Annotated in this window: 18 protein-coding genes and 1 pseudogene; 7 read left to right on the top strand and 12 right to left on the bottom strand. The window is 64.1% G+C overall.

All coding sequences use genetic code 11. The features are described from left to right. Positions 1-98: 98 nt before the first annotated feature. Positions 99-1,493, bottom strand: coding sequence for a chloride channel protein (locus AC1MFL_RS11305; RefSeq protein ID WP_479809787.1), 1,395 nt, complete (start codon positions 1,491-1,493; stop codon positions 99-101). Positions 1,494-1,817: 324 nt separating this feature from the next. Here AC1MFL_RS11305 and AC1MFL_RS11300 point away from each other — a divergent pair, with 324 nt between their 5' ends. Further along, positions 1,818-2,147 (top strand): hypothetical protein, encoded by a 330-nt coding sequence (locus AC1MFL_RS11300; RefSeq protein WP_479809785.1) that lies wholly within the window; start codon positions 1,818-1,820, stop codon positions 2,145-2,147. A gap of 85 nt (positions 2,148-2,232) precedes the next feature. Here AC1MFL_RS11300 and AC1MFL_RS11295 read toward each other — a convergent pair whose 3' ends face one another. The 4 genes from AC1MFL_RS11295 to AC1MFL_RS11280 form a co-directional block, all read right to left on the bottom strand. Next, a complete protein-coding gene (locus tag AC1MFL_RS11295; RefSeq protein WP_479809783.1) occupies positions 2,233-3,663 on the bottom strand; it encodes an NAD(P)-binding protein in 1,431 nt (476 codons plus the stop codon). Positions 3,664-3,857: 194 nt separating this feature from the next. Continuing rightward, on the bottom strand, positions 3,858-5,180 hold the full coding sequence (locus AC1MFL_RS11290) for an MFS transporter (protein WP_479809782.1): 1,323 nt from the start codon (positions 5,178-5,180) through the stop codon (positions 3,858-3,860). Between the two features lie 2 nt (positions 5,181-5,182). After that, positions 5,183-6,424: an acetylornithine deacetylase gene (gene argE, locus AC1MFL_RS11285; protein ID WP_479809780.1), complete on the bottom strand. Its 1,242-nt coding sequence runs from the start codon at positions 6,422-6,424 to the stop codon at positions 5,183-5,185. A 227-nt stretch (positions 6,425-6,651) separates the two neighbouring features. Beyond that, positions 6,652-7,266 (bottom strand): helix-turn-helix domain-containing protein, encoded by a 615-nt coding sequence (locus AC1MFL_RS11280; protein ID WP_479809779.1) that lies wholly within the window; start codon positions 7,264-7,266, stop codon positions 6,652-6,654. Positions 7,267-7,629: 363 nt separating this feature from the next. Here AC1MFL_RS11280 and AC1MFL_RS11275 point away from each other — a divergent pair, with 363 nt between their 5' ends. Together AC1MFL_RS11275 and AC1MFL_RS11270 are read left to right on the top strand one after the other, a co-directional pair. Further along, positions 7,630-8,187 (top strand): hypothetical protein, encoded by a 558-nt coding sequence (locus AC1MFL_RS11275; protein ID WP_479809777.1) that lies wholly within the window; start codon positions 7,630-7,632, stop codon positions 8,185-8,187. Further along, complete coding sequence (locus AC1MFL_RS11270; protein WP_479809775.1) at positions 8,184-11,042, top strand: ATP-binding cassette domain-containing protein; 2,859 nt, start codon at positions 8,184-8,186, stop codon at positions 11,040-11,042. Before AC1MFL_RS11275 ends, AC1MFL_RS11270 begins: the two co-directional genes overlap by 4 nt. On the opposite strand, the gene metH is transcribed toward AC1MFL_RS11270, so the two are convergent. Next, positions 11,032-14,682 carry a methionine synthase gene (metH, locus tag AC1MFL_RS11265; protein WP_479809773.1) on the bottom strand — a complete coding sequence of 1,217 codons (3,651 nt, stop codon included), beginning with the start codon at positions 14,680-14,682 and terminating at the stop codon, positions 11,032-11,034. The genes AC1MFL_RS11270 and metH overlap by 11 nt on opposite strands. A gap of 313 nt (positions 14,683-14,995) precedes the next feature. Between metH and AC1MFL_RS11260 the strand changes: the two genes are divergently transcribed. Both AC1MFL_RS11260 and AC1MFL_RS11255 read left to right on the top strand, forming a co-directional pair. After that, positions 14,996-15,622: a DUF6932 family protein gene (locus AC1MFL_RS11260; RefSeq protein WP_479809771.1), complete on the top strand. Its 627-nt coding sequence runs from the start codon at positions 14,996-14,998 to the stop codon at positions 15,620-15,622. After that, positions 15,619-16,551 carry a hypothetical protein gene (locus tag AC1MFL_RS11255; protein ID WP_479809769.1) on the top strand — a complete coding sequence of 311 codons (933 nt, stop codon included), beginning with the start codon at positions 15,619-15,621 and terminating at the stop codon, positions 16,549-16,551. The genes AC1MFL_RS11260 and AC1MFL_RS11255 overlap by 4 nt, the downstream gene beginning before the upstream one ends. Before the next feature lie 65 nt (positions 16,552-16,616). On the opposite strand, the gene AC1MFL_RS11250 is transcribed toward AC1MFL_RS11255, so the two are convergent. Beyond that, entirely contained in the window at positions 16,617-16,880 is a 264-nt protein-coding gene (locus AC1MFL_RS11250) for a hypothetical protein (protein WP_479809767.1), read from the bottom strand. A 203-nt stretch (positions 16,881-17,083) separates the two neighbouring features. On the opposite strand from AC1MFL_RS11250, the gene AC1MFL_RS11245 reads away from it, so the two are divergent. Together AC1MFL_RS11245 and AC1MFL_RS11240 are read left to right on the top strand one after the other, a co-directional pair. After that, complete coding sequence (locus AC1MFL_RS11245) at positions 17,084-18,961, top strand: hypothetical protein (protein ID WP_479809765.1); 1,878 nt, start codon at positions 17,084-17,086, stop codon at positions 18,959-18,961. 144 nt (positions 18,962-19,105) lie between these two features. After that, positions 19,106-19,291, top strand: a complete 186-nt coding sequence (locus tag AC1MFL_RS11240; RefSeq protein ID WP_479809763.1) for a hypothetical protein — start codon at positions 19,106-19,108, stop codon at positions 19,289-19,291. 74 nt (positions 19,292-19,365) lie between these two features. Here the strand turns inward: AC1MFL_RS11240 and AC1MFL_RS11235 are convergent. The 5 genes and pseudogenes from AC1MFL_RS11235 to AC1MFL_RS11215 all read right to left on the bottom strand — a co-directional run. Beyond that, positions 19,366-20,015, bottom strand: a pseudogene (locus tag AC1MFL_RS11235) (ABC transporter ATP-binding protein); the annotation flags it as partial. A gap of 43 nt (positions 20,016-20,058) precedes the next feature. Continuing rightward, a complete protein-coding gene (locus tag AC1MFL_RS11230; RefSeq protein WP_479809762.1) occupies positions 20,059-21,504 on the bottom strand; it encodes an SLC13 family permease in 1,446 nt (481 codons plus the stop codon). Positions 21,505-21,811: 307 nt separating this feature from the next. After that, a complete protein-coding gene (locus AC1MFL_RS11225) occupies positions 21,812-22,927 on the bottom strand; it encodes an ABC transporter substrate-binding protein (RefSeq protein WP_479809760.1) in 1,116 nt (371 codons plus the stop codon). Between the two features lie 37 nt (positions 22,928-22,964). Further along, the gene (locus AC1MFL_RS11220) at positions 22,965-24,743 is read right to left on the bottom strand and encodes an ABC transporter permease (RefSeq protein WP_479809758.1); all 1,779 of its coding nucleotides are present in this window, start codon (positions 24,741-24,743) and stop codon (positions 22,965-22,967) included. After that, positions 24,740-25,837: an ABC transporter ATP-binding protein gene (locus AC1MFL_RS11215; protein ID WP_479809756.1), complete on the bottom strand. Its 1,098-nt coding sequence runs from the start codon at positions 25,835-25,837 to the stop codon at positions 24,740-24,742. Before AC1MFL_RS11215 ends, AC1MFL_RS11220 begins: the two co-directional genes overlap by 4 nt. Positions 25,838-25,840 lie beyond the last annotated feature (3 nt).

Raw genomic sequence — 25,840 nt, 5'->3', positions numbered from 1 at the left:
TCAGGAAGCAGAGGGCTGAGATTGTCCCGCACCGCGTTTCCCGTACTCCAGTTGAACCACAGGGTCCCGGCGAGCTGAACCGGCCTGCGCTCGAGATCTTATGTCGCATGGTCGGTCCTCGAGGGAGCCCGATGCTGGACCTTGCCGGCATCGTCAGGGGCCACTGACGCCGTCGTGCCCGGGACCGGGAGCACGTTGGTGATCACAAAGGCCACAGCCACAGCCACCACCACCTGGGGTGTTACAGCCACACCGTCCACACCCAGCAGCAGCGTGGCCAGCAGCGTCGACGTCATTGGCAGCCGCAGCATGGCTGCGCACATGGCTCCCATGCCCATGCCGATCCCTGCCGCAAAGTTCATTCCGGGCAACCCGCTCGCAGCAATGCCGAGCGCCGCACCAATGAACATCGAGGGGAACACCGGTCCGCCACGAAATGCGCTCAGCGAGAGGCCGTAGACCAGAGTCTTACAAGCGATCAGCAGGACCAACACCGCAAGCGAGTAATCCGCGGCGTGTTCGACTAGCTCCGGAAGTGCGTCCTGCCCCGAGAACAACACCTGCGTGAAGCTGTGCCCCGAGATCAACTGGTACGCCATCGCGGCAAGACCGATCAGCAAGCCGAGCGCAGGCGTCACCAGCACCCGGTTCAGATGCACGACCGGCCGAAGCGACAGGGCGACCCGGCGGATCAGCCATCCCAGCAGCGCGCCGGCCGCACCCATGACCACCGCCCAGCCCATCGTCGCCACCGTCGGCGGCACCGCAGGCGGCACCACGGGCAGCGCCAGCGAGAAGCTGCCCAGCCCGGTCCAGCCGTCCAGGCCGACGAACACCAGCGCCCCGACGCCGGAAGCGAGCAGCCCGGGCAGGGCCACCAGACTCAGCGTGATTCCCCCGATCCCGGCGGCCTCCATGATCAGGAATGCACCGAGCACGGGAGACCCGAGCAGGGTACTGATCGCCGTGAAGCTGCCGGCCGACGCCATGATCGTCAGGGACATCGGCGGGGCGTCCTTCTTCACCAGGTGCACGGCCAGCGCCCCGAGGCCGCCACCGATCGCGATCAGCGGCCCTTCGGGCCCGAGCACCGCACCCAGGCTGAGCGTGGTCAGCGCCGCGAGAACGATGCCCGCGAGCTCACGACCGCTGGGCGGACCACCGCCGGTCTTGAAGCCGAAAGCGGGTGAGTGGCCCCCGGTTCCCGGCAAATACCGGATGGTCAACGCCGTCAGCAGCCCGCACAGCACCAACCACGGAACCGGCCACCACGCAGGCACAGCACCCCCGAGGACTTGATTCGGCAGTCCGACGAAGACGAACCGCTGCACCGCCGTGACCAAAGCGAGAAAACCATACGCAATGACCGAGATGGGAACACCCAAGACCGCTGCCAGCACGAGCGCGGCGACGTAAGGCCGGGAACGAATCACGGCGACCGGATCGATGGTGGGCGGATCGATACTGGGCGGCGGCGCGGTAGGCTCGCTCATTCCCGGCAACCCGGCGCTCCTGTGACGATTCCGTTGAGCATCCCTCCTCCTTCCGCTGGCCGTCCGCTACACGGCGGGAGCCATTCGTGAGGTCGCGCAAGCGATACAGGCCGGTCAATCACACGGTTTCCAAGTTAACGGTTTCAGCGGCGGCAGTCATCACCCGATGCGGGTGAAAGAGAACCAATGAACTTCGTGCCCATCAGGGGGCCGAGCGTACGGCCTGGAGCTGGGATCTCCAGTTGCCCACGATGCTGGTAATGACATGGGCCGGCAGGCATAAGCTGATACCGTAACGTCTTTTCCAGCGCCGGGAAGGTCATCATGGACTCTGAAACCGCCGAAGTGATCGATCATGATGTCACCACCATCACCTGTGTGTGCGGCAACACCGTCAGCAAGGGCGGGTTGATTCAGGCCAACTCACAAGGCGTCCCCGTCTACAACGCAGACACCAGCCCGGTTCCCGCCGGGCTGGCGAAGTGGCCTGCGGATGAGGATCTCTACACGCTGTGTCCCTCGTGCGGCCGCGTTTACCGTGACTCGGTCATCGAAGAGACAGGGACCGCGCCCGTTGCTTTCCGGGTCGACGTCACTGCTGGCCCGATTGCTGAGGCCATCCGCATCCACTGGAACCTCAGCGGCCAGGACTGAACCGGGTGAGCGGACGACGGAGGGACCTCCCGCCGTCGTCCCCACACCACCAGCGTCGTAGTCATACGAATTATGGTTGCAGCACTCAGCTGCTTCGAGTTTGCGCTGGTGGAGGGGTGGCGATGAGGCGTGTCAGGTTCGCTACTGCGGACGAGGCCGCCTGACCATATCGATGAAGTAGTGCGAGCTTCTCCGTGTCGCCCGGCAGGACCATGCGCGCCAAGCCAGAGAACCCGTCGAGCCTGGAGTGCCCGATCCAGTCCATGAGCCGGGCATCGCGCCTCCAACGGTCCTGGTTGGCCAGATTCATGAGCATCATGCTGAGCCAATCCTCCGGAACATCCGACATCGGGATGGGTGTACAGAGCTCGTTCTTCTCCGCTTCACCATCGATCGACACTTCGACATGCGCGATCATGGCGCCGCTGAACGTCGGCTGGAGTGCCCGGACCATTTGCGGCGTGATCTTCCGGCCAGCGAACACCGGAATCGCTGGCCGCTTTTCGACCCCCATGGCGGAACAGTCAACATACAGTCGCTCCGGGTCTGATTCCACTGAACCGCGCTCTAGGAGGATCCGGTCGCGCTCAATGCTCCGGATGCGGCCCATGCGGACAACGTTGCTAACCTGCCGCAGCACCCCGAGTTCCGCCAAGGACACTATGGCGCCGTGGTACATGGTCGGGGTGACGTCGGTATTCAATCGCAGCAATTGTCCCGTGTCTTCAAGTCGGACGAAAACATCTTCGATCGTCTCTGCGTTCGCCGCTACTTCTGCCTGAACCGCGAACGCCCCAAATGTTCGCTCGAAAAACTCTTCGCCGGGCTGCACGTTCGCCCGGTCCTGCAACCACGGGTCCCGCGGCATGATCCAACAAATATCATCCGGGGAAACCAGATTCTCCAGCAACCAGAGGCACACGTCGATGCCCGTCTTGCCGGCGCCGATCACCACGTACCCGGTCGGCGGCCGCTTCACGCGCGGCAGATCATTCGGGGGCACGCAGTTCACGTCGGCGGCCACCAGATACTTCGGCGGCTGTGCGGAGGGCACTGCGGTGTTCAGATACGAGGTGTCGACGACCTTGTCACGCACATGGAATTCGACCTTCTTGCCGCTCGTCAGGGAGGTGAGTAGATGTCGGTCCTCGAAGTCGCCGTCATATTCACACATCGGAAAATAGCGGAGCCGGCCCGAAGCGACAAACTCGCGCATCAGCTGCTCGTAATAGAAGAGGATCGCGGCGCTGCTCGCGCGTTCGCACATGCCCAGATTGAGCGCTGTCGCGTCGCGCATGCCAGCGCCCAGGGCACGCGAGTTCACTCCGTAAGTGGCCGACGGCTGGTGCAGCTGCAGGAAGGGATACGCATCATTCCAGTGCCCGCCCGGGGCGTGGTGGCGATCCACGACGATCATGGAGTGGTCCGTCTCGTGGAACAGCACGTCTGCAAATGCCATGCCTACCGCGCCGCTCCCGACGATCAGGTAGTCGGCTTCAAGCGAATCTAAGCCCATAATCTGTCCCCCGCTCGATGTCGGGCACAGGTCCATGATCGCACTGCGGACGAACCGTCACAACGCCCAGACCGATCGCTGCCGAGTCGACGGAGGACCGAAGGTAGTCAGCAGCCACACCCCGGCTGGAACCAGGATCTGCCCTGAGCCAGCACGTCCCAAGGCAGAACCCGTACGACCCGTGTCCGCCGACGTCAGGCCTGGCGGTACACCTTGCGGGAAATGGCCAGGCTAACAGTGGCGATCACCGCGACGACAACAAGATAGAAGCCCGGCACCAGAAGAGAACCGGTGCTGCCGATCAGCCACGTCAGGATGAAGGGAGCAAAACCGCCGAAGACGGTGACTCCGATGTTGTACCCCAGGGAGAGCCCCGTTGAGCGGATGCGGGCCGGGAACATCGAGGACATGATGGCCGGCAGCGGCGCAAAGTAGGCCGTGGCCAGCACCGAGAGCACCAGTTCGACCACGATCATAGTGGGCAGTGCGGGCGCCGCGATGAGCAACATAAACGCAGGAATTCCGACAACCATGGACCCAATGGCAGCCCACGTCATGATTCGGGCCGGTCCCACCTTGTCGGCAAGCATGCCGATGAACGGGGAACCGATGCTCATGACCACACCGAAGATCAGGGTGGAGAGGAATGCCACGGATTTCGGCATCCCGAGATTCACGATCGCGTAGGTAGGCATGAAGAGGGCAATGTAGACGCCCACGGATCCCAGGGAAACGACGCCGACGATGGCCCAGAGCCGGCCGCCGTTGCCGATGAACGTCTCCCGCAGTGGCGACTTGGACCGTTCCGTGGCCAGGAACTCGGGCGTTTCCTCCATTTTGGACCGGATGTACCAGCCCACGGGTCCAATGGCCAGCGCGAAGATAAACGGCAGTCGCCAGCCCCAGGAGTCGAGTGCCTGAGTGCTGAGATAGGTGTTCAGCGCGAACCCGAAGATTCCGGCCAGCAGGATGCCGCCGCCTTGTGTAGCAACCTGCCAGCTGCCGTAGAACGCCTTCCGGCTGGGTGCGTACTCGATCAGGTAGGCCGTGGCCGTGCCGAATTCCCCGCCAGTGGCGAATCCCTGCAGCAGCCGGGCGACCAGCACCAGAATGCTCGCCGTGACGCCGATGGCGGCTGCCGTGGGTGCCACAACAATCAGCAGCGTGCCGACGAACATGACAAGGATGGACACCAGCATGCCCGCCTTGCGGCCGGCCCTGTCCGCATAACGGCCGATGATGATGCCACCGAGCGGACGCATGATGAACGACACCCCGAATGAGGCGAAGGCCAGCAGCAGCGACGCCGTTTCATTCGTGGTCGGGAAGAACAGCTTGGAAATGGTGACAGCGAACGTGCCGTAGACGATGAGGTCGAACCATTCGAGCCCGTTGCCGATGGAGGCTGCGACGACGGCTTTGCGGGCATTGCTTTGTTCCAGCGCGAGGGCGGCCGGCGAACGCGTGTCGGTGACCTGGCCGCTGGAACCAAGGCTGGGTGCGGTTTGATGGCTCATGGCTATGCAGTCCGTTCGGTCGTAGCGAGGTGGGCGGCGAGAGCCTGGAGAAAACGCTCGCAGGCGGCGATCTGGGTCAGTTCGATGTATTCGTTGGCCGTGTGGCCCTGGTCCATGCTCCCGGGCCCGCACACCACGGTGTCGATGCCGGCCCGCTGGAAGAGACCGGCCTCGGTGGCGTAGACCACGGATTCTTCAACAGTCTGGCCGCTGAGGTCCTGGGCCAGTTCCAGTGCGACGCGCGGGCCCTCGGGGCTGAGTCCCGGGACCGTGCCCAGCGGGACCATGCGGATATCCGCGGAGGGGTTCTCCTGCTGGATTTCGGCCCGCAGTTCGGCCAGGTTGTCCTCGATGCGGGCTATCACCGCCTCCGGGTCGTCGCCCGGAATGGTCCTGAACTCAAACTCGAAGTCGCATCTTTCGGCAACGGTGTTCACCGCTGCCCCGCCGCTGACGACGCCGACATTGGCCGTGGTGTAGGGCACCACGAAGGTTTCGTCGAACGGGCCGGACAGCCGGCGTTCATCGGCGAGGGAGCGGATGAAGGCAATGGACCTGGCCGCGTATTCGATGGCGTTGACGCCCGTGGTGGTCATCGAGGAGTGGGCGGCGATCCCGCTGACACTGACGCGGTAGAGCTGGCTGCTCTTGTGCGCCGAGACGGGGCGCATGCTGGTGGGCTCTCCGACGAAGCACAACCGGGGACGGATCCCGCGGGCGGCGAGCTCGGCCAGCAGGACGACGGCGCCGTGGCAGCCGACTTCTTCGTCGTAGGTCCAGGCAAAGTGCAGCGGTTCCGCCAGCGGACCGGACAGGAACTCGGGCAGGAGGCCCAGGATGGCGCCGCTGAAGGCCTTCATGTCCGTGGTGCCCCGCCCGTAGAGCCGCCCCTCGCGGACCTCCGGCGTGAACGGGTCGCTGTCCCACGCCTGCCCGTCCACGGGGACGACGTCGGTGTGACCGGCGAGCATGATGCCGCCGGTGACGGTGCCGTCCTGGGCCGGAATCGTGGCGAAGAGGTTGGCTTTGCGGCCGTCCGGGCTGGGGACGATCACCGGGGTGAGTCCGTGGGCCGTAAGCTTGTCCGCCATGCTGTGAATCATCGCAAGGTTGGAATTGCGGCTGGTGGTGTCGAAGGCGACCAGATTCTTGGACCAGGCAAGCGCGGCGGCGCTGGGGGCTGTGGTGGTGGCTGGGTCGACGGTGGCTGGAACGGCGGTTGCCGGTGCGGTGGCGGGCGTCATGGGCAGGTTCCTTGGGTGGTGACGGGACGGGGCTGGGTGGCCGGCTGCGGCAGGTGCCGGCAGCTGGCTGGCGCTCCGCGGTCCCATCAGTATTTGGTCGACCTACCGCTCATGTCAACACTTTGGGCGCGATTTATTCATTAAATTGAATACCCAGGCTCGTATTCGTCCTCCGCGCAGCGCCTGCCGTCGACGGCCGCGTCACCGGTCGCCGCACACGGCGACAGCTAGAACGACGGCGGCGTCATGGCGCCGATCAGCACCGCGTCTTCCGATGTTGAGTTGCGGTACCAGTGCGGCAGCGAGGAGTCGTAGGTCAGCGAATCGCCTTCCTCCAGGTCGTACCCCACTCCGTTGACGCAGACGTGGAGCCGGCCCTGCACCATGGTCACGCACTCCTCGCCGGCATGCTTGAAGGGAGCATCCTCATTGTCCCATCCGGCCGCGATCTGAGCCCGGAGCATGCCGAGCTGGCCGCTCATGTGGGGTGTCAGGAGCTCATAGATGAGGTTGTCCTCGGCGACCTCGAGGCGCCGCCTGTCATCGCGCCGCACCAGCGCCCCGCCCTGTTCCTTCGTGTCAAAGAAGCGTCCGACCGGCACTTTCAGGGCCTGGGATAGCTTGATCAGCGTGGTCAGTGACGGATTACCCTGGCCGCGCTCGATCTGGCTGAGAAGGCCCGGACTCAGGCCGGCCGCTGTCGCCAGGTTCCCGATGCTGAGCCCTTCCTCGCGCCGCAGCTGCAGGACCAGGGCCCCCACGGCAGTCATTGCACGCTCGGCCTGATCCTCCACGCCGGGGAATTCCTGACCTGCGCGGGGGTGTTCGCCGTGATTCTCCATTCCACGATCGTCCGCCATAGTGAAGATATCGTCAAGATAATGAATCGAGGGCCCCGATCGACTACCGCGGAACGTCCTGGACGTTATGGGACCACGGACTGTGCTTCTCGGCAGGTTTCAAACTCCGCACCGTGATCTGGGATTTCGCGGGGGGTGCTGCCAGTCGACCGCACCGGTATGCGTCACCCGTGGCCGCTCGTTTAAGCGCACACCCGGACTCCGAGGCCCTCCACGCCGGTGCCGGCCAGCCGCCGTCCAAAGTGGCAAGGGCCTGCTGGTTGTGACGTTGGCTTACCTGGGGACCTAACGTCACACAACGTGACGGCCTCCGCATCCGGATCAGCAACGTCCTACCCTTGACACGTGACTTTGACTAAGATCCGCACCGCCGCCGCGAGCTCCCTCGCCGCCGCCGGTCTCCTGTTTACCCTCGCCGCCTGTTCCACGCCGGCCGCCACCCAGGCAACCACCTCTGCCCCGGCGCCTACTGCAACGGCTTCATCCAGTGCCGCCTCCGGGCCCTGCGCCGGTGTCAAGGTCATCGTCGATTCGGGCGCCCTGAAGCAGGCCGCCGCTGACTCCTCCGTCTGCGTGACTGTGGACGGGCCGACGCCCGCTTCCAAGGTGCTCGACGAGGCAAAGGTGAAAACCGAGGGCACTGCCGACTATCCCAACGAACTGGTGTGCCGAGTGAACGGCGTGCCCGCCGCAGACCTCGACATCGCCCACAAGGGCGGGACGTACCGGGAAGACTGCAGCAAGATGCCCGCCGCCTTTGCCTACTGGGCGCTCTGGGTTAAGCCGGCCTCCGGTGACTGGGCGTACGCGCAGGAAGGCCTGGCCACCTTAAAGGTGAGCCCGGGCGAGAGCCTGGAACTGCTCTACACGGTCGACGGCGAACCGGCCGCCCCCGCGGCATGACCTTCCGACCCGCGCCATTACGCGCGGCGGCGGTCCTCGCCGTCGTCTTCATCGCGGCGCGGGTCATCTACCGCATCCTCTTCAACGGGGCGGGCATTGGCGAACCGGTGCTGCTCGACCTACCGGCGATCCGGCTGCCTGCCCCGTACACCCACGTCGTCCTCCTCGGTCCGGTCACGGCGCCTGGGCTGTGGGCGGCGTTCCTGTCCGCCCTGCCAATTGCCGGGATGTTCCTCGGTTTCGGCCTGCTCAACGCCTGGGTGGATGTGGCCCGCGGCTTCGTGCACCTGGCCCGCCGCGGCCCCGTGCAGGGCCTGGCCCGGACGCTCGTGGTGGCGTGGGCGGCGCTTCCGGCGCTTGCCGACGCTGTGACCTCCGTCCGTCTGGCGTTCCGGTTGCGGGGCGAACGCTTCGGCCCCCGCGCCCTGGTTCCGGTGCTCGAGCGCACCCTTGAGCACGCGGGCCGGGTTGCCGCGGCACTGGAGTTGCGCGGCTTCGGGGCCCGGGCAGCACACCAACCCGGCCAAGGTACCGAAACACCGGTTCGCATCCGGGACGCACAATTCCGCATTGGTGACGCGCAGGTGCGCGTCGCCGGATTCACGCCGTCGAGCGGGTCCATTACGGTCATTACCGGGCCGACTGGCTCCGGCAAATCCACCATCCTGCGGGGTATCGCCGGCCTCCTTTCACACGTGGACGGTGGGGAAATTTCCGGCACCGTGCGCGTCGCCGGAACGGACCGTGCCGCCACGCCGCCCCGCGACACCGCCCGCCTCATCGGCGTCGTGTTGCAGAATCCCCGCGCAGCCTTCGCCAGCACCCGGGTCCGGGACGAAATCTCCCTCGCACTTGAGCTGCGCGGCATGGCATCCGGGACCGCCAGGGTCCGGGTGCTGGAGGTCGCGGAGCGTATCGGAGTGTCGGCGCTGCTGGACCGGAATGTCAGCACCCTCTCGGCGGGTGAGGCAACACTTGTGGCCATCGCCGCCGCGGTGGTGGAGCATCCGGCCCTGCTTCTGGTTGATGAGCCGCTGGCGGACCTCGACACCGCAGCTCGGGGGCACGTCATCGCCGTCCTCAACGATCTCGCCTGCGATGACGGTGTCTGCGTCATCGTGGCGGAGCACCGGGCTGCGCAGCTCGCCCCGGTGGCCGATTCGTGGTGGACCATCGACGACGGCGCCCTGGTGCCGGGTGCCGCTCCATCCGCGCCGTCATCCCCTGCCGTTGCCCGTCCAGCGCCGGCGGAGCCAGCGAAGCCAGCGCCCGTGCTGACTTCGGCAAATCTCGCGGTGCACCGCAAGGGCAAGCCACTCGTGCGCGAGGCGTCCCTGACCCTGCACCGTGGTGAGGTGGTGGCTCTGGTGGGTCCAAACGGCGCCGGGAAGTCTTCCCTCCTGGTGGCGCTCGCCCTCGGCGAAGGAACCGTCAACGGCCGCACGGTCGACGGCGGACGGGTGGCCCTCGTGCCGGACGCCTCGGACGACCTCTTCACGAGGGATACCGTCGCGGGAGAGCTCCGCGCATCCGAGCGGCGCCAGGCGCGTGCCGCGCGCCGCTCACACCGGCGCGGTGACCAGCTTCCCCCACGCTCTGCGGAGTCACACCTTGCCCGGTTGCGGGGAGACGTCAGCATTCCTATCGGACACGAGCACCCCAGAGACCTCTCTGCAGGCGAGCGCAGAATCCTCGCCATCGCGCTGCAGACCATGGACGATCCCCCGGTACTCCTGATCGATGAGCCCACCCGAGGACTCGATCCTGCCGCACGCGCAGCAGTTTCGGCGGCGTTGCGGGCGGCAGCGGACTCCGGCGCGGCGGTCCTGATCGCCACGCACGACCTCGACTTTGCCCACGGCCTCGGCGCCCGGATCCTCCCGATGCGTGACGGCGTCGCGCCTGCCGCCGTGGCGGCCGACGCGCCGGAACCGCCCCTCCCCCTTCCCCGGCAGGCAAGTGCTGGACCGAGGCCACGGGTCATTGACGAAACAGACACCCAGAGCCCGGCAGGACAGCGCCGCATCCGGATGCCGCGGGGCGTCGAGCTCGCAGTTCTCGCAGCGGCAAACCTTCTGGCCCTCGCAGCGTTCTGCTGGCCGCTCCTCGCCGCGGCCTTCCCGGAGGATGCCGCCGCGGCCCTCCCCTACGCGGCGCTGGCCATTGCGCCGCTCGCCGCCATCGCCATCGGCGTGTCCCTCGACGGCTCGGTCCGCTCCTCACACACGGTGGCGTTGCTCGGCGTCCTGGCCGCAGTAGGTTCCGCGGTGCGGGTGGCCAGCACCGGGGTCGGGGGCGTGGAGGCAGTGTTTATCCTGCTGATCCTGGCCGGCCGGGCCTTCGGTCCCCGGTTCGGCATGCTCCTCGGCGCCGCCACCATCGCCCTCTCCAGCGCATTGTGGGGTGGCATCGGGCCGTGGACGCCGTTCCAGATCTTCGCCTGTGCATGGGTGGGCGCGGGGGCCGGCCTTCTCCCGCGGCGTGTGCGGGGCAAAGCCGAGCTGTGGATGCTGGGCGGCTACGGCATCCTGGCGTCCTACCTGTTCGGCCTGCTGACCAACCTGTGGTTCTGGCCCTTCGCGGTGGGCGCCGGCACCGGCATCTCCTACGTGCCCGGCGCGCCGCTGGTTACCAACCTCAGCAGCTTCCTGCTGTACTCGCTTCTGACGTCGACGGCGGGCTGGGACACCCTGCGTGCCATCACCACCGTCATCGGAATCGCAGTGGTGGGACGGGCCATTCTCGCCGCACTCCGTCGGGTGAAGCCAGTCTCCAGCGTGCTTCCTGGACCCGGAGGGCAAGCCACGCAGGCTCCACCCGCCCCGGCTAGGGACCGGCTTCAACTCACACCTTGAAGTACTTCGCCTCCGGGTGGTGGAACACAAACGCGTCGGTGGACTGTTCGGGGTGCAGCATCAGCTCGTCGCTCAGGACCACGCCCATCCGCTCGGGACGCAGCAGCTCCGTCACCTTGCGGCGGTCCTCCATGTCCGGACACGCTGGGTATCCGAGCGAGAACCGCGCACCGCGGTAGTCGAGCTTGAACAGGCCGGCCTTGTCCTTGGGCTCCTCGGCCGCGAATCCCAGCTCCTTGCGGATGCGTGCATGCCAGAACTCCGCAAGCGCCTCGGTGAGCTGCATGACCAGGCCGTTGAGCTCGTAGTAGTCGCGGTACTGGTTGGCGGCGAACAACTTTGATGTGAACTCGTCAATCTTCGAGCCGGCGGTGACCAGCTGCACCGGCAGGACGTCGATCTGTCCCGATTCGCGCGAGCGCACGAAGTCGGCGAGGCACAGGTGCCGGTCGCGGCGCTGGCGCGGGAAGTCGAAACGCAGCCGCTCGGTGCCAAGCGGGCCGCCTGAGCCGCCGTCGGGGGCGAGCAGTCCCGCGGTGCCGAGGACGCCGTCGCGGTCCTCCCCATGGTGCAGCACCACCACCTGTTCCCCCTCGGAGACCACCGGGAAGTAGCCGTAGGCGACGGACGCGTCGAGCATTCCCTCGCCGAGGATGCGGTCCAGCCAGTACCGCAGCCGCGGCCGGCCTTCGCGTTCCACCAGTTCCTCATAGGAGGCGCCGTCCTCGCCGCGGCCGGGCTTGAGCCCCCACTGCCCCATAAAGGTGGCGCGTTCGTCGAGGAAAGTGGCGTAGTCGTGGAGTGCGACGCCGCGCACGATGCGCGTGCCCCAGAACGGCGGCGACGGCACGGGATTGTCGGAGACGACGTCGGACCGGCGCGGCATCGCCTCCGGCTCGGTCACCGTGAACTTCGGTCCGCCTTTATGGATCCGCTTCTTCAACGGCGGAAGGCCGACGTCGTCCGGCGACTCGCCGCGGGCGACGCGGACCAGCGGTTCCATGAGGGCGAGGCCCTCAAAGGCGTCCTTCGCGTACCTGACGGTTCCATCAAACTGCTCCGCCAGGTCCTGCTCCACGTAGGCGCGGGTCAGGGCTGCCCCGCCGAGGATGATGGGCCACTTTTTCGCCAGGCCGCGGGACTGCAGTTCGGCGAGGTTCTCCTTCATCACCACCGTGGACTTTACGAGCAGCCCGGACATGCCGATTACGTCGGCGTTGTGCTCCTCGGCCGCGGCCATGATCTCGGCGATCCCCTGCTTGATGCCGATGTTGATCACTTTGTAGCCGTTGTTGGTGAGAATGATGTCCACCAGGTTCTTGCCGATGTCGTGCACGTCGCCGCGCACGGTGGCGATCACCATGGTGCCCTTGCCCGAGGAATCCGATTTCTCCATGTGCGGCTCGAGCAGAGCCACCGCGGTCTTCATCACCTCGGCGGACTGCAGCACGAACGGCAGCTGCATCTCGCCGGCTCCGAAGCGCTCGCCCACAACCTTCATGCCCTCGAGCAGCTGGTCGTTGATGATGGCGAGCGGGGTCATGCCTTCACTGCGTGCGAGGTCGAGGTCCTCTTCAAGGCCCTTGCCTTCGCCGTCGATGATGCGCCGCGCCAGGCGTTCGCCGGTGGGCAGCGCCGCGAGTTCCGCGGCGCGCTGGTCCTTCAGTGCTGCGGTGTCGACGCCGGCGAACAGGTCCAGCATGCTGTTCAGGGGGTCGTACGTAACGTTGCCGTCGGCGTCGTATTCGCGGCGGTCCCAGACGAGGTCCAGGGCCACCTTGCGCTGCTCCTCCGGCAGGGAAGCCAGCGGCACGATCTTGGCGGCGTCGATGATGCCGCTGGACAGGCCCGCCTGCACGGCCTCGTGCAGGAACACCGAGTTCAGGGCCATGCGCGCTGCCGGGTTCAGGCCGAAGGACACGTTGGAGACGCCGAGCGTGGTGTGGATGCCGGGGTACTTCTCGGTAATCTGGCGGATGGCCTCGATCGTTTCGATGCCGTCCCGGCGGGTTTCTTCCTGCCCGGTGGCGATGGGGAAGGTCAGGCAGTCGACGATGATGTCTTCCACGCGCATCCCCCATTCACCCACCAGGGAATCGATCAGGCGCGAGGCGATGGCCACCTTGCCCTCGGTGGTGCGTGCCTGGCCCTGTTCGTCGATGGTCAGGGCGATCACGGCGCTGCCGTGTTCCTTCACGAGCGGCATGATCCGCCCGAAGCGGCTGTCCGGGCCGTCGCCGTCCTCATAGTTGACGGAGTTGATCACGGGGCGTCCGCCGATGAGTTCGAGCCCGGCCTGCAGCACCTGCGGTTCGGTGGAGTCGATGACGAGCGGGAGCGTGGAGGCCGACGCGAAACGCGAGACGATCTCCTTCATGTCCGCGACCCCGTCGCGCCCCACGTAGTCAATGCAGACATCGAGCAGGTGCGCACCGACGCGGACCTGCCCGCGGGCGATGTCGACGCAATCATCCCAGCGCTCTTCGAGCATGGCCTGGCGGAACGCTTTCGAACCGTTGGCGTTGGTGCGCTCACCAATGGCGAGGTACGCGGACTCCTGGTCGAAATTCACATGATGATAGAGCGAAGCGATGCCTGCTTCACGCTCGGTGGGAACGCGGGCGCCGTCGGCGCCCCTCCCGCCGCTGGTGACGGCCGCACTGTCGCGCAAGGGCGCGAGACGCTCGACGACGGCGGCCATGTGCTCCGGCGTCGTACCGCAACAGCCGCCCACCAGACCCAGGCCGAATTCGCGCACGAACTGCTCGTGCGCGGTGGCGAGTTCGGTGGGTGAGAGCGGATAGTGCGCGCCGTTGGCACCAAGAACGGGGAGGCCGGCGTTGGGCATGCAGGCGATCGCCACGGAGGACTGCTTGGCCAGGTGGCGCAGGTGCTCGCTCATCTCATCCGGCCCGGTGGCGCAGTTCAGGCCGATGGCGTCGACGCCGAGCGGCTCGAGCGCGGTGAGCGCGGCGCCGATCTCGGAGCCCATCAGCATGGTTCCGGTGGTCTCGACGGTCACCTCGACGAAGATCGGGAGCCGGATGCCGCGGGCCACGATGGCCTGCTTGCATCCGTTGACCGCGGCCTTGGTCTGCAGGAGGTCCTGGCTCGTCTCGATGAGGAACGCATCCGCTCCCCCGTCGATGAGGCCCCCGGCCGGCAGGGCGAAGGTCTGCTTGAGGTAGTCGTAGCTGGTGTGCCCGAGGCTGGGGAGCTTGGTGCCCGGCCCCATCGAGCCCAGGACCCAGCGCATCCGTCCGTCTGTTTTTTCTGCCGCTTCTGCTCGCTCGCGGGCGATCTCGGCGCCCTTCCGGGCGAGCTCTTCAATCCGGTCGTCGATGCCGTAGTCGGAGAGGTTGGACCAGTTGGCGCCGAAGGTGTTGGTTTCGACCGCATCGACTCCCACGGCGAAGTACGCGTCATGAATGTCCGCGAGGACATCCGGCCGCGTGGCATTGAGGATCTCGTTGCAGCCTTCCAGCCCCAGGAAGTCGTCCTCGAGGGACAGTTCCCGGTCCTGCAGCATGGTGCCCATCGCCCCGTCGGCGATCACGACCCGGTGGTTCACCGCATCCAGCAGTTCCTGCGAGCGGAAGGGGCGGGGGACGGAGTCAATATCGAGCGCAAAACGAGGCATCTAAACAGACTACGGGCGGGGCTCTGTGCGGTGCGCTGTGTGTCCATGTACTACGACGGCGGGTGGCGGGCTTCCTGGGGCCGCTGTCTGGGTCGAGAACTCCTCCCAAGGATTCATTCTGCTACGAACCGGGCCGAGCCACTTTCACTTTGTGTTAGTGGCAACCGACATGGGCTGGCGTTCTGCCAGGTAAAGAGCCGGCTCGAAGTGCCGCTGACCAGAGGCATCAGAGCGGTGGGTTTGCCGGAAGTGAGGTCTGCGGAGCAGTGTGTTCCAAATCGGTGGCGGAGGATATCTGTGGCAGTCTAGGGCCATGGGGCAGACAATAGACGAGCGGGTACCGGACGTCAGCATGGCGGGTATCCTGCACGCGATCCCGCCTCTCGATCCGAAAACAGGGCACCTTCCACCAGGACGATATAGAACCACTCTCAGCCATATTCGGCATCGCTTCGTGGATCATCCAGACTTTATGAACTCCACAACCAGGCCGGCGATCTGGGAAGGGCTTATCAGCTACCTTCAGGCATGGAGGGACTCAGAGAAACCGTTCAATCAACAGATACTTCACACGCTCTGGATTGCAGGGAGCTTCATCTCCGACGAGGTAGATCCAAGCGATATTGACGTATCCCCCGTCTACGATGAAGACGTCATCAGCAATCTGGCTGGTTCCCAGGGCCTCGGCAAGGTGAAGCGTCTTGTTGGCCACCGGAAGAAACTGGTGGAGGAGTACAAAGTGGAGCCCTTCCCGATCCCCTGGCGTAGCCTTGAATCAACTCTACTGCCGACTACTTTGCTCGAACATGAACAGAACTACCTAGCAAGACGAGGCGGTCTTGATGACTGGTGGCAGAGGGTCAGGCCAGATGGTCCGAAGGGACCATCTCTGGCACCCAATGTAACTTCAGCGCGCGGCTATCTGGAGGTGACGTGGTGAGTGAAAGCGTCCGGAGCTATCTAGACCATCACGTCTCTGCCGAGCGGGCTGAATCCGTTAGTGCCTTCCTATCGACACTTCCTGAGCCCGAGGGCGATGTCTTCGAGGTGTTCGACGAAGCTGAGGATGCCGCTGCTCGCAGAATGCAACCTGGCCTGCCTCCCTTCTCGTACCTAGTCATCCGGCTTTCCGGTGACGCTGTTACAAATGGCGGAGTTAATCAGGACATCGCCGATGACCTTCTCGGACCTATTGGCGCAGAGCTACAAGCTGCCGCTGATCGACCCTCTGAGTCTGAGATGACCCTGGTGCGCATTACTCGCGGGAGCCTAGTGCTCCACTACAAGCCGAAGCTACCCCTCGCACCTTCTGCTGAAGGACAGGTTGAAGTTGATGTGTCACCTGTTGACCAGGCTGTGCGTGACACTTTTGACCTACATAACATGCTGGAGCAAGGAGCGTTGGCGTCTGTTATCGCCAGCCGTTTCGGAGAGAACAAGCGTCTACTAAAGACTGCCAGAAAGCTGACCGAAGCACTCGATAAGCACGACCTGAACATGAGCGGCAAATGGCGTTCACCCACAGGTGGCCGAGTGCAGTCGAACCTTACCGAGCAGGGTCGCACCTATGCAAAAGGGCTCTTCAAGCAGATAGACAAGCCTAAAGAGACAATCGTGACAGGCAGAATCACCGGCCTCGATCTTGATGGCATTGTCACTGTGCAGCAAGTACGTAATCGCAAGCGAAGAGTGCATCTGGAAGATCCGGCAGACATCACCGGCAGTGGATTTGTCCTAGGTGAGGAAGTTAGCTTCCGAGTCGAGGTTGTTGAGGCCAAGGATCAAGTTGGTCTTAGCGGACGTGAGCATTTAAAGTACATAGAGCACGTCCGTCAAGAAGCGCTCGATTTCCCCGACGAAGCTGAGTAGACAAACGCCTGCGTACAGAATCGAACGCGGGGTTTTGTCTTGCATGCCACGGATATCGGCCGGAGCTAGCTGGCGAGCTTGTCGCAGGGGTAAGTGGCAAGAGCCTCGTCGATCGTCGCCCCGCCATTGCCGAAGCCGCGCCGCGAGGGCTCATCACTGACGTAGGCGTCCACCGAAAACTGGTAGTGACCATCGGTGGACCGGCGATAAGTCTCGACCTTGATCTCTTCGCCATTCAGGTAGGCCCTGTACTGGCCGACAAGTTGCCCTACGTCCTCGGCCTTCGAGTACTGGGCGATTCTATGGATGATTGATGCTGCGCCTGACACTTTTCGGGCATGGGCTTCGACCTCCTCCCTGGCCCGAAGCCAATTCCAGGATTCGAAAAGCGACGGTTCAAGTCGGCATCGGCCGACGCGTATCAATTGGCTATACGCGCTAACCGCTACGGCGGAACCCTCGTGATGGCGGGACGCGCCCACCCCCTTCTACCAGATCTCGAAATGACCGAGTGGGCTCTAAGCTGATCATCTTGAACGCAATCAGCAATCTCTATGAGAATTACTCAGTGATTACTGAAACTTTTTGGACTAGCCTAGGAGCAGAATTGGCCAAGAACATGATTTCCCCACGCAACCGGGATGATCTCCGTGTGATCGGTCTTTATCTATTCCCGCGTGCTTTGCTCAACATATTTGGCGTTCTATGTCTGACTGCAGTTGGGACTATATGGCTTTTTGCTGGATACGCGAGTGTGACCCGAGACAAAGTTGTTTTTTCAATGGCACTGCTAGCACTTGCCGCATTCATTGCCCATTTCCGAAATGTGCTCTCTGGTGAGGTTTCGGGCGCTATGAAAACAGCAGCCTCACTCCATTTTGATCATGCCGTTACCGGGCTTCCCGTGGATCTAAATTCGCGGCAGCGCAAGTCCCAGAGTTTACATTCGAAAACAAGGGACGAGATCGTGATTCCGCCAGTCGGGGAGCTCACCAACTGGGCCACCCAAGAGGATCTACTGCGGGCCTATCGTCACGTTCTCTACTTTCTCCAAGTCGTGGTTCGAGCCCAGGACAAGTACACGCTCACGCCGCCGACGATCGAAGTTGAATCATCGGAAACACGGAGGCTCCCACACGCAGACAAGGCGGTGTCCAAAGAGCAACATGCTACACCAGAGGGCGTGGACATCATCCCGCTCGCATTCATTGAGAAACGATTTCTCCGCAATGACTTCTCGGCAACAGTGGACGACGACAAGGTAGATCTTCTGGGGTCCCGTGAGGCGAGCGAACTATCGCTTTTCACGGTGGACTTGCTGTGGAGAGATGTTTTGGGACGATCGCACGAGCCACTTAAGCACACCGTCCGTAAGACAATAGTCGCGGATCCGCCCGTTCCCGAGTCAGAGGTGGCTGAGGTGCTGAAACAGATTCGGAAGGCATCCAGCTCCTCAGGAGGCAACGAGAACGAGAATGCAATCGCCCATCTTTGCCAGCTCATATACCAACTTGCGACTCAAAATCTTATCTATGGAGTCGCAAAAGGCGTTAAGCGAGGGGCATTCATTACAGTCGGTCAGAAATGGACGATCAAGAGGCAGGTTGTCACAGGCGGAGTACATAGACCAGGACGGGCTTCGGAATTACTCCGGGCGCATCTCGGGCTCGCACCGCGTTCTTTTTTCATGACAATGTTCTCCGTGGCGCGAGCGGAGAGCTACCATCTTGAGGTCGTAATTCCTGACGGAATGTACTACTACAAGGGCATGGCTGTTATTGACGGAAAACAGCTACCTAGCCGGAATGCATCCATCGGGGATCGGCGCATTCATCATCTCCATAGCAACAGTGTCGGCACCTCTCTAGTACATGAAACGTATAGAGTGGAGTCGTATCAAGACGTCATTGCGCAGGGCACGAATCCCAAGGTTCGGGCGGATTTCAGAGAAACAAAGCCCAAGGCTCATTTCGCACTTCACATCCGTGAGGTACCGCCCGGAATCGGCCTCCCGCTTGGAGTCGGCGCTTTGGCAACCGTCGCACTAGTCGCCTATATGACGCATTTTCCCACCGGGAGCCAGGCGGCGACGATACCCGCAATCTTAGCGAGTTTGCCGGCCATTCTGGCAGGCTGGATGGTTAGCAGACTCAGCGGGGACGCTTTGGGGCGCATGTCACTAGCCAGCGCATCCAACGTTGTCTGGTATCTCATCAATTCGCTAAGTGCAGCTCTACTGCCGTCCATCCTCAGTGAGAACACACCACCGCTCACTTTCGACTTCAGCGACTTTCACTCGGATTCAGTGGTGGTCGGACTGCTAGGAGTAAGCGTCTGCGCCAACTTTTTCTCGATAGTGTGGCACTTCATCCTGCGGAGTGTCAGGTACAACGAGAGACTGGCCTCCTGACGGACACTCACATACGCATTTTGCAAGGACGGGAGTGTTTCGAAGGCGTGTGAGCTATAATCTGACAGACCTATAGGGCAAACTTGAGGTACATTCCGGGTTTGGGACATGTGCAACCACGGGACAAGGACGAGGAGCCACCACATGAGCGTTTTAGTTCCATCCGGCCAATCATCGCAGCTCGTGGGGCTGCCGACACTGTCGGAGCAAACCTACAAGCGCTTGGACCAGAGCTTGAAAGAGATCTACAGCGAATATGTTGCGGCGGTTGAGAGCACGGCTACCGGCGTCCTCCCGGTTGTTCGCCAAGCCAATGCGGAACGTGAATAGTTCTATGCTGCGTGGCCTTCTGTGAGGAGCTGTCTCCTGACATTAAGGGTTCGACTAAGCATCTTCCATCACCGCTAGACCTCCGCCACCGGAGCCGCGAACTGGGCCTCATACAGCGCCGAGTACGCCCCGCCCGCCGCCAACAAGGACGTATGCGTCCCCTGCTCCACGATCTGCCCGGCCTCCATCACCAGGATGAGGTCGGCGTCGCGGATCGTGGACAGGCGGTGCGCGATCACAAAAGAAGTACGGTCGGACCGCAGCGCGCTCATCGCCTTCTGCACCAGCACCTCGGTGCGGGTGTCCACCGAGGATGTCGCCTCGTCCAGGATCAACACCGACGGGCGGGCCAGGAACGCCCGGGCGATCGTGAGCAGCTGCTTCTCCCCCGCCGAGACATTCCCACCCCCGGATCGGCGAGCACCGTGTCATAGCCCTGCGGCAGCGAGCGGACAAACCGGTCCACATACGTCGCCTTTGCCGCCTCCAGAATTTCCGCCTCGTTAGCACCGGGCCGGCCATACGCGATGTTGTCGCGGATGGTCCCGCCGAACAGCCACGTGTCCTGCAGCACCATGCCCATCCGCGAGCGCAGCTCGTGCCGGGTCATCGCGGTGACGTCCACGCCGTCCAGCGTGATCCGCCCGGCGTCGAGCTCGTAGAAGCGCATCATCAGGTTCACCAGCGTGGTCTTGCCTGCCCCGGTCGGGCCCACAATGCCCACGAAAACAGGTCGTCAGGTCTACCTGGGTAGGCCATGCGCCCGATTACATAATTCCAGTGGGTACCAGCAGGCCCCAGGCAAGCGCTGGGGCGACCAGCACGACTGCGCCTGCGTAGACCATGAGCTGGCGGTATACGCGCTGCCGGTCGTTCTCACTTGCGTTGGCCACGACCAACGCACCGTCAGTGGAGAACGGGGAGACATCCACAACTGTGGCAGCGATGGCCAGCGCCGCGACTGTTCCGGAAGCGCTCAACGAACTGGTGGCCAGGAGCGGACCGGCGAGGGGGATGAACGCTGTCAGCAGTGCCGTGGAGGAGGCGAAGGCCGAGCCGACGCCGATCACGTAGCAGAGGACCAGTGCGACCAGCAGTGGTGCACCCAGGGCCAAGGCCTGCTTGGCGAGCGTGTCGATAACGCCCACGTGCTGGAGCAGGGAGACATAGGTGATCATGCCGGCCACGAGCAGGACTGTGGACCAGGAGATGCCGCCGATGAACGTCTGGTGTTCCTTGATGTTGACCAAGGCCAACAAGAGGCCAGCGGAAAGGGCGACAAAGCCGATCGGCAATTGGAAACCAAGGGTGCACACCAGGATGCTGGCGATCAGCATGAGGGTAAGGATCTGCTGGCCCTGTGGACGAGTGGTACGGGTTGTGTCGAGATCGACATGTTGGCCGTTCTCACCATCGCGCAGCCTGCCCAGGAGGGCGAAGACGGCAATGGTGAGTACGGAGAGGACGAGGTTGAGGGCAAAGCTCGCCGTGAAGAGTGCCCCCGGGGAGATGGGAAAGCCGTTCTTCAGCGCGACGTCGTGTACCAGCACGCCGGCCACGGACAACGGGGAAAAGCCGCCAGCATGGGCTCCGTTGATGATGAAGGCACCCATCAGCACGGGATGGATGCGTGATTCGTAGGCGAAGCCCAGGGCCGCCGGTGCCAGCAGCGCGACGGCGGCCGGCGAGAACGTGCCAAGCGACGTCAGCGCGGCAGCGATGAGGAAGAACACCCAGGGCAACAGCATGGTCTTGCCCCGGACGAGGCGCACGCAGGTTTGCACGATGATGTCGATGGTGCCGTTCCGCTGGGCCATGCTGAAGAAGTAGGTCACCCCGATGATGGTCAGGACAATGCTGGCGGGGAACTCGGCCAGGATCTCCTTGTCGGTCATGCCGAGCATGAAGTACCCGACGCCGAAGGATGCGACCAGCCCCATGACGCCGATGTTCAACGGCCACTTAGTGGCGACGACAAACATCACGACAAGGATGACGAGGGGAATGATCTGGATGGCGGTCATGGTCCCCTCCGGTTCCACGGCGGACGCAGGCTGGAAGATGCCTCCGCCCAGCACGAGGAAAACCAGAGCCAAGACGGCGAGAACGCTCGCAGCCATCAGCAGGATACGGCGGCGGGGGGCAGTACGCCGGGGACGTTTGTCGGGGGTGTCGCCCCCAGGAGCAGCAGTGCGCTGCGCGGTCTTAGTCACCTTGGTCTCCTCCTTGAGAACGGCTACTGCGAGACAGTCATTTACGGCGCTATCGTCGGCCAGCCCACGCAGGGGCGGACCGGGAGCCCTTGCTCGGCGACGGAGCGTGACTGCAGCGGCTTGGTTGAGCTTATCCGGCGCTGGGAGTTCATGGAGATTGGTTACGGGCCTTGGGCCGGACGCCCAGGGATCGGGTTGGTGCAGCGGGGCGGCGCACGTTGCGAATAGGCGATGATCCCGGTGATCATCATTCGCCGCCCCACTGCGGTCCGTTGCCCGGACCCTCAGGGCCCGGGCAGCTTGCGGGTTACTTGCTGTAGCCGAAGACCTTGTTCCACTTGGCCAGGTCGTCCTTGCCGAAGGTGGTCGCGTCGGAGTTCGCCATCCGGTAGACCTTGCCGGAGTCGGCGGCCGGCAGCTTGATACCCATGATGGTGGGCGGCTCAACGTCGGTGCGGGCCGGGTATTCGCCCAGCTGTGCGAAAACCTTCTGGCCCTGCTTGGACAGGTTGTAGTTCATGAACACCTTGGCCGCCTCAACGTTCGTGGCCGAGCCCGCCATGCCCAGGTAGTAGTCGTAGGCCACCAAGCCCTCATCCGGAACAATGAACTTCACCGGGGCCTTGTCCTGGACGGCGGAGATGTTGGTGCCGCTGATGGTCACGGTTCCCACCGCCACCTCGCCGCGGGCCAGCGCGGTGGCCTCGGCGCCAAGGGAGTCATAGATGGTGGGCTTCTGCGCCGCGTACTTGGCGAAGTAATCCGAGCCCATCTTCGATTCCATGAACCGGCTCAAGGACGCGGTGCTGCCGCCGGAGCCGCCCTGGACGATGCCCAGCTTGCCCTGCCATTTGCCGCCGACGGCGTCGGCCCAGGACTTCGGCGCGTCCGCTTCCTTGACCAGCTGGGTGTTGTACCCGAGGGTGTAGACGGAGTTGAACATGCGGGTGAACTGTCCGCCGTCGATCGAGACGTCATTGAACTGCGAGGCGCCCGGCACGTCGTAGGCCTTCCAGACCTTTGCGTCCTCCAGGGTCTTGGCGATGCGGTAGTCGGACGTGCGGATGACGTCCGCCCCCAGCTTGCCGGCACCCTGCTCGGACTGGACGCGCTCGGCGAGCTTGTTCGGCGTCAGGCGCACCACGTTGACCTTAATGCCGGTGTCCTTGGTGAAGGCCGCCACCAGGGCGCTCTCGGAGGACTCCGTGTAGCCCGAATACAGGCTCAGCGTCTGGGTCTTGGCCTTGTCATAGGTGGCCTTGTCCGCGATGTTCTCGCCGTTGATGACCAGACCGTCGTCGGTCTTCACCTCGGCCGTGGCGGTGACCACGCTGTTGCCCTGGGCGGAGCCGCCGCAGGCGGCCATGCTCAGCGAGAGGACGACGCCGAGGCCGAGCAGGGGGATTTTGGACGCTAACTTCATTGTTTAGACCCTTTCAAATGATGTGGTTTGGGAAGCGTTATTTGGTGCTGTCCAGCTTGCGGTCGGCGCCCACCTTCTGGGCGATCACCGCCAGGACGGCGATCACGACGATGTACAGCACGCTGACGGCCGCGGCGGCCTGGCTCTGCCCGTTGTCGAAGTTGTCGAACACGAGGATCGAGAGGATCCGGGTGTTGGAGGTGAAGAGGAAGATCGAGGCGCTGAGCTCCCTCATCGAGAGCATAAGGAACAGCAGGAACGAGGATGTGATGCCGACGCGCATCAGCGGGAGGGTGACCGAGACGATCGCCTTGGCCCGCCGCGCACCGAGCATGACGGCGCTATCCTCCAGATCCTGGTCCATCTGCAGCATCGACGCCGAGATGCCCCGGTAACCCTGCGGCAGGAAGACCGCCACGCAGGCGATCGCCAGGATCGCCAGCGTTCCGTAGACCGGAACCGGCAGCAGCAGCCAGGTCCAGAGGAGGCCGATGCCCATGACGATGGCCGGAACCGCCAGCGGCGTCATCGCGATCAGCTCGATCAGCTGGCCGCCGCGCGACTTGGTCCGGTAGCGGACGTAGGAGGCGATGAAGCTCAGTGTGGTGCCCGCGATCGCGGCCAAGACGGCCACCATCACGCTGTTGCGCAGTGCGAGCTGGAAATCGTGGGAGCCCAGCACGTCGGCGAGCTTGGCGAAGCTCATCGCCCCGGTCTCGAAGAGCTGGGAGATGGAGGCCACGAACGGCGTGGCCTGCATGGACGCTGCCAGCAGCGCGAGCATCGGGAGGACGACGGCGACGGCGAAGTAAGCGAGGGCGATGATGGTGAACGGCCAGCGCAGCTTCCGCAGCGGGACCTGGCGCGGCCGGTTGCCCTTGCCGGTCACCGTGGTGAACTTGCGCTTGTTGATGATGCGCTGCTGGATCACGGTGATGATCAGCAGCGCGGCCGTCAGGACGATGGCGATGCTGGCCGCCTGGTTGCTCTTGGCTGGCGTCGCGCTCATCAGGCGGTAGATGTAGGTGGGCAGGGTGTCGATGCCGGCCGGGTTGCCGATCACCTGGGCCACCGGGAAGTTCTCCATGGTCAGGGCGAAGACCAAGATCGCAGACCCGAGGACGGCCGGCAGTGCCAGCGGCAGCGTGACCGTGCGCAGCATGGTCTTCAGCGTGGCCCCGTGGACCGTGGCGGCCTCTTCGAGGTCGGCGTTCATCATGGAAAGCGAGCTGTGCATCAGCAGGAACGCGTATGGGGCGTAGAAGATCCCGAGCACGAAGATCAGCCCCGGCAGGCTGTAGATGTTGATGATGAAGTCGATGCCGAGGTCGCGGAGCAGGATGTTCAGGTAGCCGGCGCTCGGGGAGGACAGCAGCGACCAGGCCAGGGCACCCACCAGGGCGGGGATGAACATCGGGGCCATGCCAATGAAGAAGATGAACTTGCGCAGCGGCGCGTCGGTGCGGGCACAGACGAAGGCCAGGAACGCCCCGATGACCAGTGCCACCACGGCCGATCCGGCGCCCACCATGAGCGAGTTGCCGAGGGCTCCGAGGGCTTCCGGGCTGGCCAGGAGCATCAGGTTGTCCAGCGTCAGCCCACCCAGGGAGATGTTGCCCGGGCGGGGAACGGCGTCGGAGAACGCCGCAAGCAGCACCAGCGCCAGCGGCAGCAGCACCAGCACGGACAGGATCGCGATGATGATCATGGCGGGGGTGCTCTTGCGCAGGTTCCCCAGCGCCTTGGTGCCGCGGGAGGCGACGGGGACGGGGCTGGCCGTGATGGCGGGGTCCGCCAGCGGGGTCTTGAGGCTCATACCAGCACCTCCGCCGGGAGGATCTGGACCTGCGAGGGGTCGATGGTGACCCAGACCGAGTCCCCGACCTCGTGCTGTTCGCCCCGCTTGATGGTGCCGAGGGCGTCCAGTTCCAGCCCGCCCTCCAGTTCGACGGCGTAGCGCACGTCGTTGCCCTGGAAGCCGGCCACCATGACCTTGCCCTGCCAGGCGTTGGGCGCCGTCGTGGGCCGGGAGCTGATCTGGAGGTCTTCGGCGCGCATGCAGACCTTCATTTGCTGCGACGCCGCGGCGGCGCGCTGGGTGGAGTGCACGGTGAGGTCATGCCCGGCAACCTTGGCGGACGCGGATCCGTCCGCGGCCGGCACAGCCTCGCAGTCCATGACGTTCGAGACGCCCAGGAAGTGGGCGATCGAGGCGCTGGCCGGGGTCTCGTACATCTCCCGCGGGCCGCCGATTTGTACGATCTTGCCTCCCTGGAGGAGGGCGATGCGGTCCGCCAGGGCGAAGGCCTCGTGCTGGTCGTGGGTCACGTAGACGCAGGTCAGGCCGAGGCGCAGCTGGATCTCGCGGAGTTCGACGCGGAGGCGGTCACGGAGGCGGGCGTCCAGGTTGGACAACGGCTCGTCCAGCATCAGCACACTGGGGCGCATCACCAGGCTGCGGGCCAGGGCCACGCGCTGCATCTGGCCACCGCTGAGGAGGCTGGCGCCCCGGTCGGCGAACTTCTCCAAGCCCACCATGGTAAGAACATCCATCACCCGTTCCTGCGTTTCGGCCTTGGAGAGCCGCTGCACCTTCAGGGAGTACGCGACGTTCTGGAAGACCGTCATGTGCGGCCACACGGCGTAGGACTGGAAGACCATGCCGACGTTGCGCTTGTTCGGCGGCAGGTTGATGCCCTTTTCCGAATCGAACACCACGACGTCGTCGATGATGATCCGGCCGGAGCTGGGTTCTTCCAGGCCGGCAAGGCAGCGCATGGTGCTGGTCTTGCCGCAGCCGGACTGGCCCAGGAGAACCAGGGCCTCGCCGTCGCCGATGTCTAGGTTGAGGTTCTCGATGGCGACGAAGTCGCCGTACTTGAGCTGCAAATTCTGGATGCTGATTTTCATGAC

Source organism: Arthrobacter sp. BG3 (assembly GCF_056680185.1).
The sequence above is the reverse complement of the archived record's forward strand: the minus strand, read 5'-3'. Positions and strand labels throughout refer to the sequence as shown.

Excerpts from the sequence above, each read along its gene's own strand:
- AC1MFL_RS11305 (WP_479809787.1), bottom strand. The coding sequence starts at position 1,493 with ATGAGCGAGCCTACCGCGCCGCCGCCCAGTATCGATCCGCCCACCATC.
- AC1MFL_RS11300 (WP_479809785.1), top strand. The coding sequence starts at position 1,818 with ATGGACTCTGAAACCGCCGAAGTGATCGATCATGATGTCACCACCATC.
- AC1MFL_RS11295 (WP_479809783.1), bottom strand. The coding sequence starts at position 3,663 with ATGGGCTTAGATTCGCTTGAAGCCGACTACCTGATCGTCGGGAGCGGC.
- AC1MFL_RS11290 (WP_479809782.1), bottom strand. The coding sequence starts at position 5,180 with ATGAGCCATCAAACCGCACCCAGCCTTGGTTCCAGCGGCCAGGTCACC.
- argE (WP_479809780.1), bottom strand. The coding sequence starts at position 6,424 with ATGACGCCCGCCACCGCACCGGCAACCGCCGTTCCAGCCACCGTCGAC.
- AC1MFL_RS11280 (WP_479809779.1), bottom strand. The coding sequence starts at position 7,266 with ATGGAGAATCACGGCGAACACCCCCGCGCAGGTCAGGAATTCCCCGGC.
- AC1MFL_RS11270 (WP_479809775.1), top strand. The coding sequence starts at position 8,184 with ATGACCTTCCGACCCGCGCCATTACGCGCGGCGGCGGTCCTCGCCGTC.
- metH (WP_479809773.1), bottom strand. The coding sequence starts at position 14,682 with ATGCCTCGTTTTGCGCTCGATATTGACTCCGTCCCCCGCCCCTTCCGC.
- AC1MFL_RS11260 (WP_479809771.1), top strand. The coding sequence starts at position 14,996 with ATGGGGCAGACAATAGACGAGCGGGTACCGGACGTCAGCATGGCGGGT.
- AC1MFL_RS11240 (WP_479809763.1), top strand. The coding sequence starts at position 19,106 with ATGAGCGTTTTAGTTCCATCCGGCCAATCATCGCAGCTCGTGGGGCTG.
- AC1MFL_RS11225 (WP_479809760.1), bottom strand. The coding sequence starts at position 22,927 with ATGAAGTTAGCGTCCAAAATCCCCCTGCTCGGCCTCGGCGTCGTCCTC.
- AC1MFL_RS11220 (WP_479809758.1), bottom strand. The coding sequence starts at position 24,743 with ATGAGCCTCAAGACCCCGCTGGCGGACCCCGCCATCACGGCCAGCCCC.
- AC1MFL_RS11215 (WP_479809756.1), bottom strand. The coding sequence starts at position 25,837 with ATGAAAATCAGCATCCAGAATTTGCAGCTCAAGTACGGCGACTTCGTC.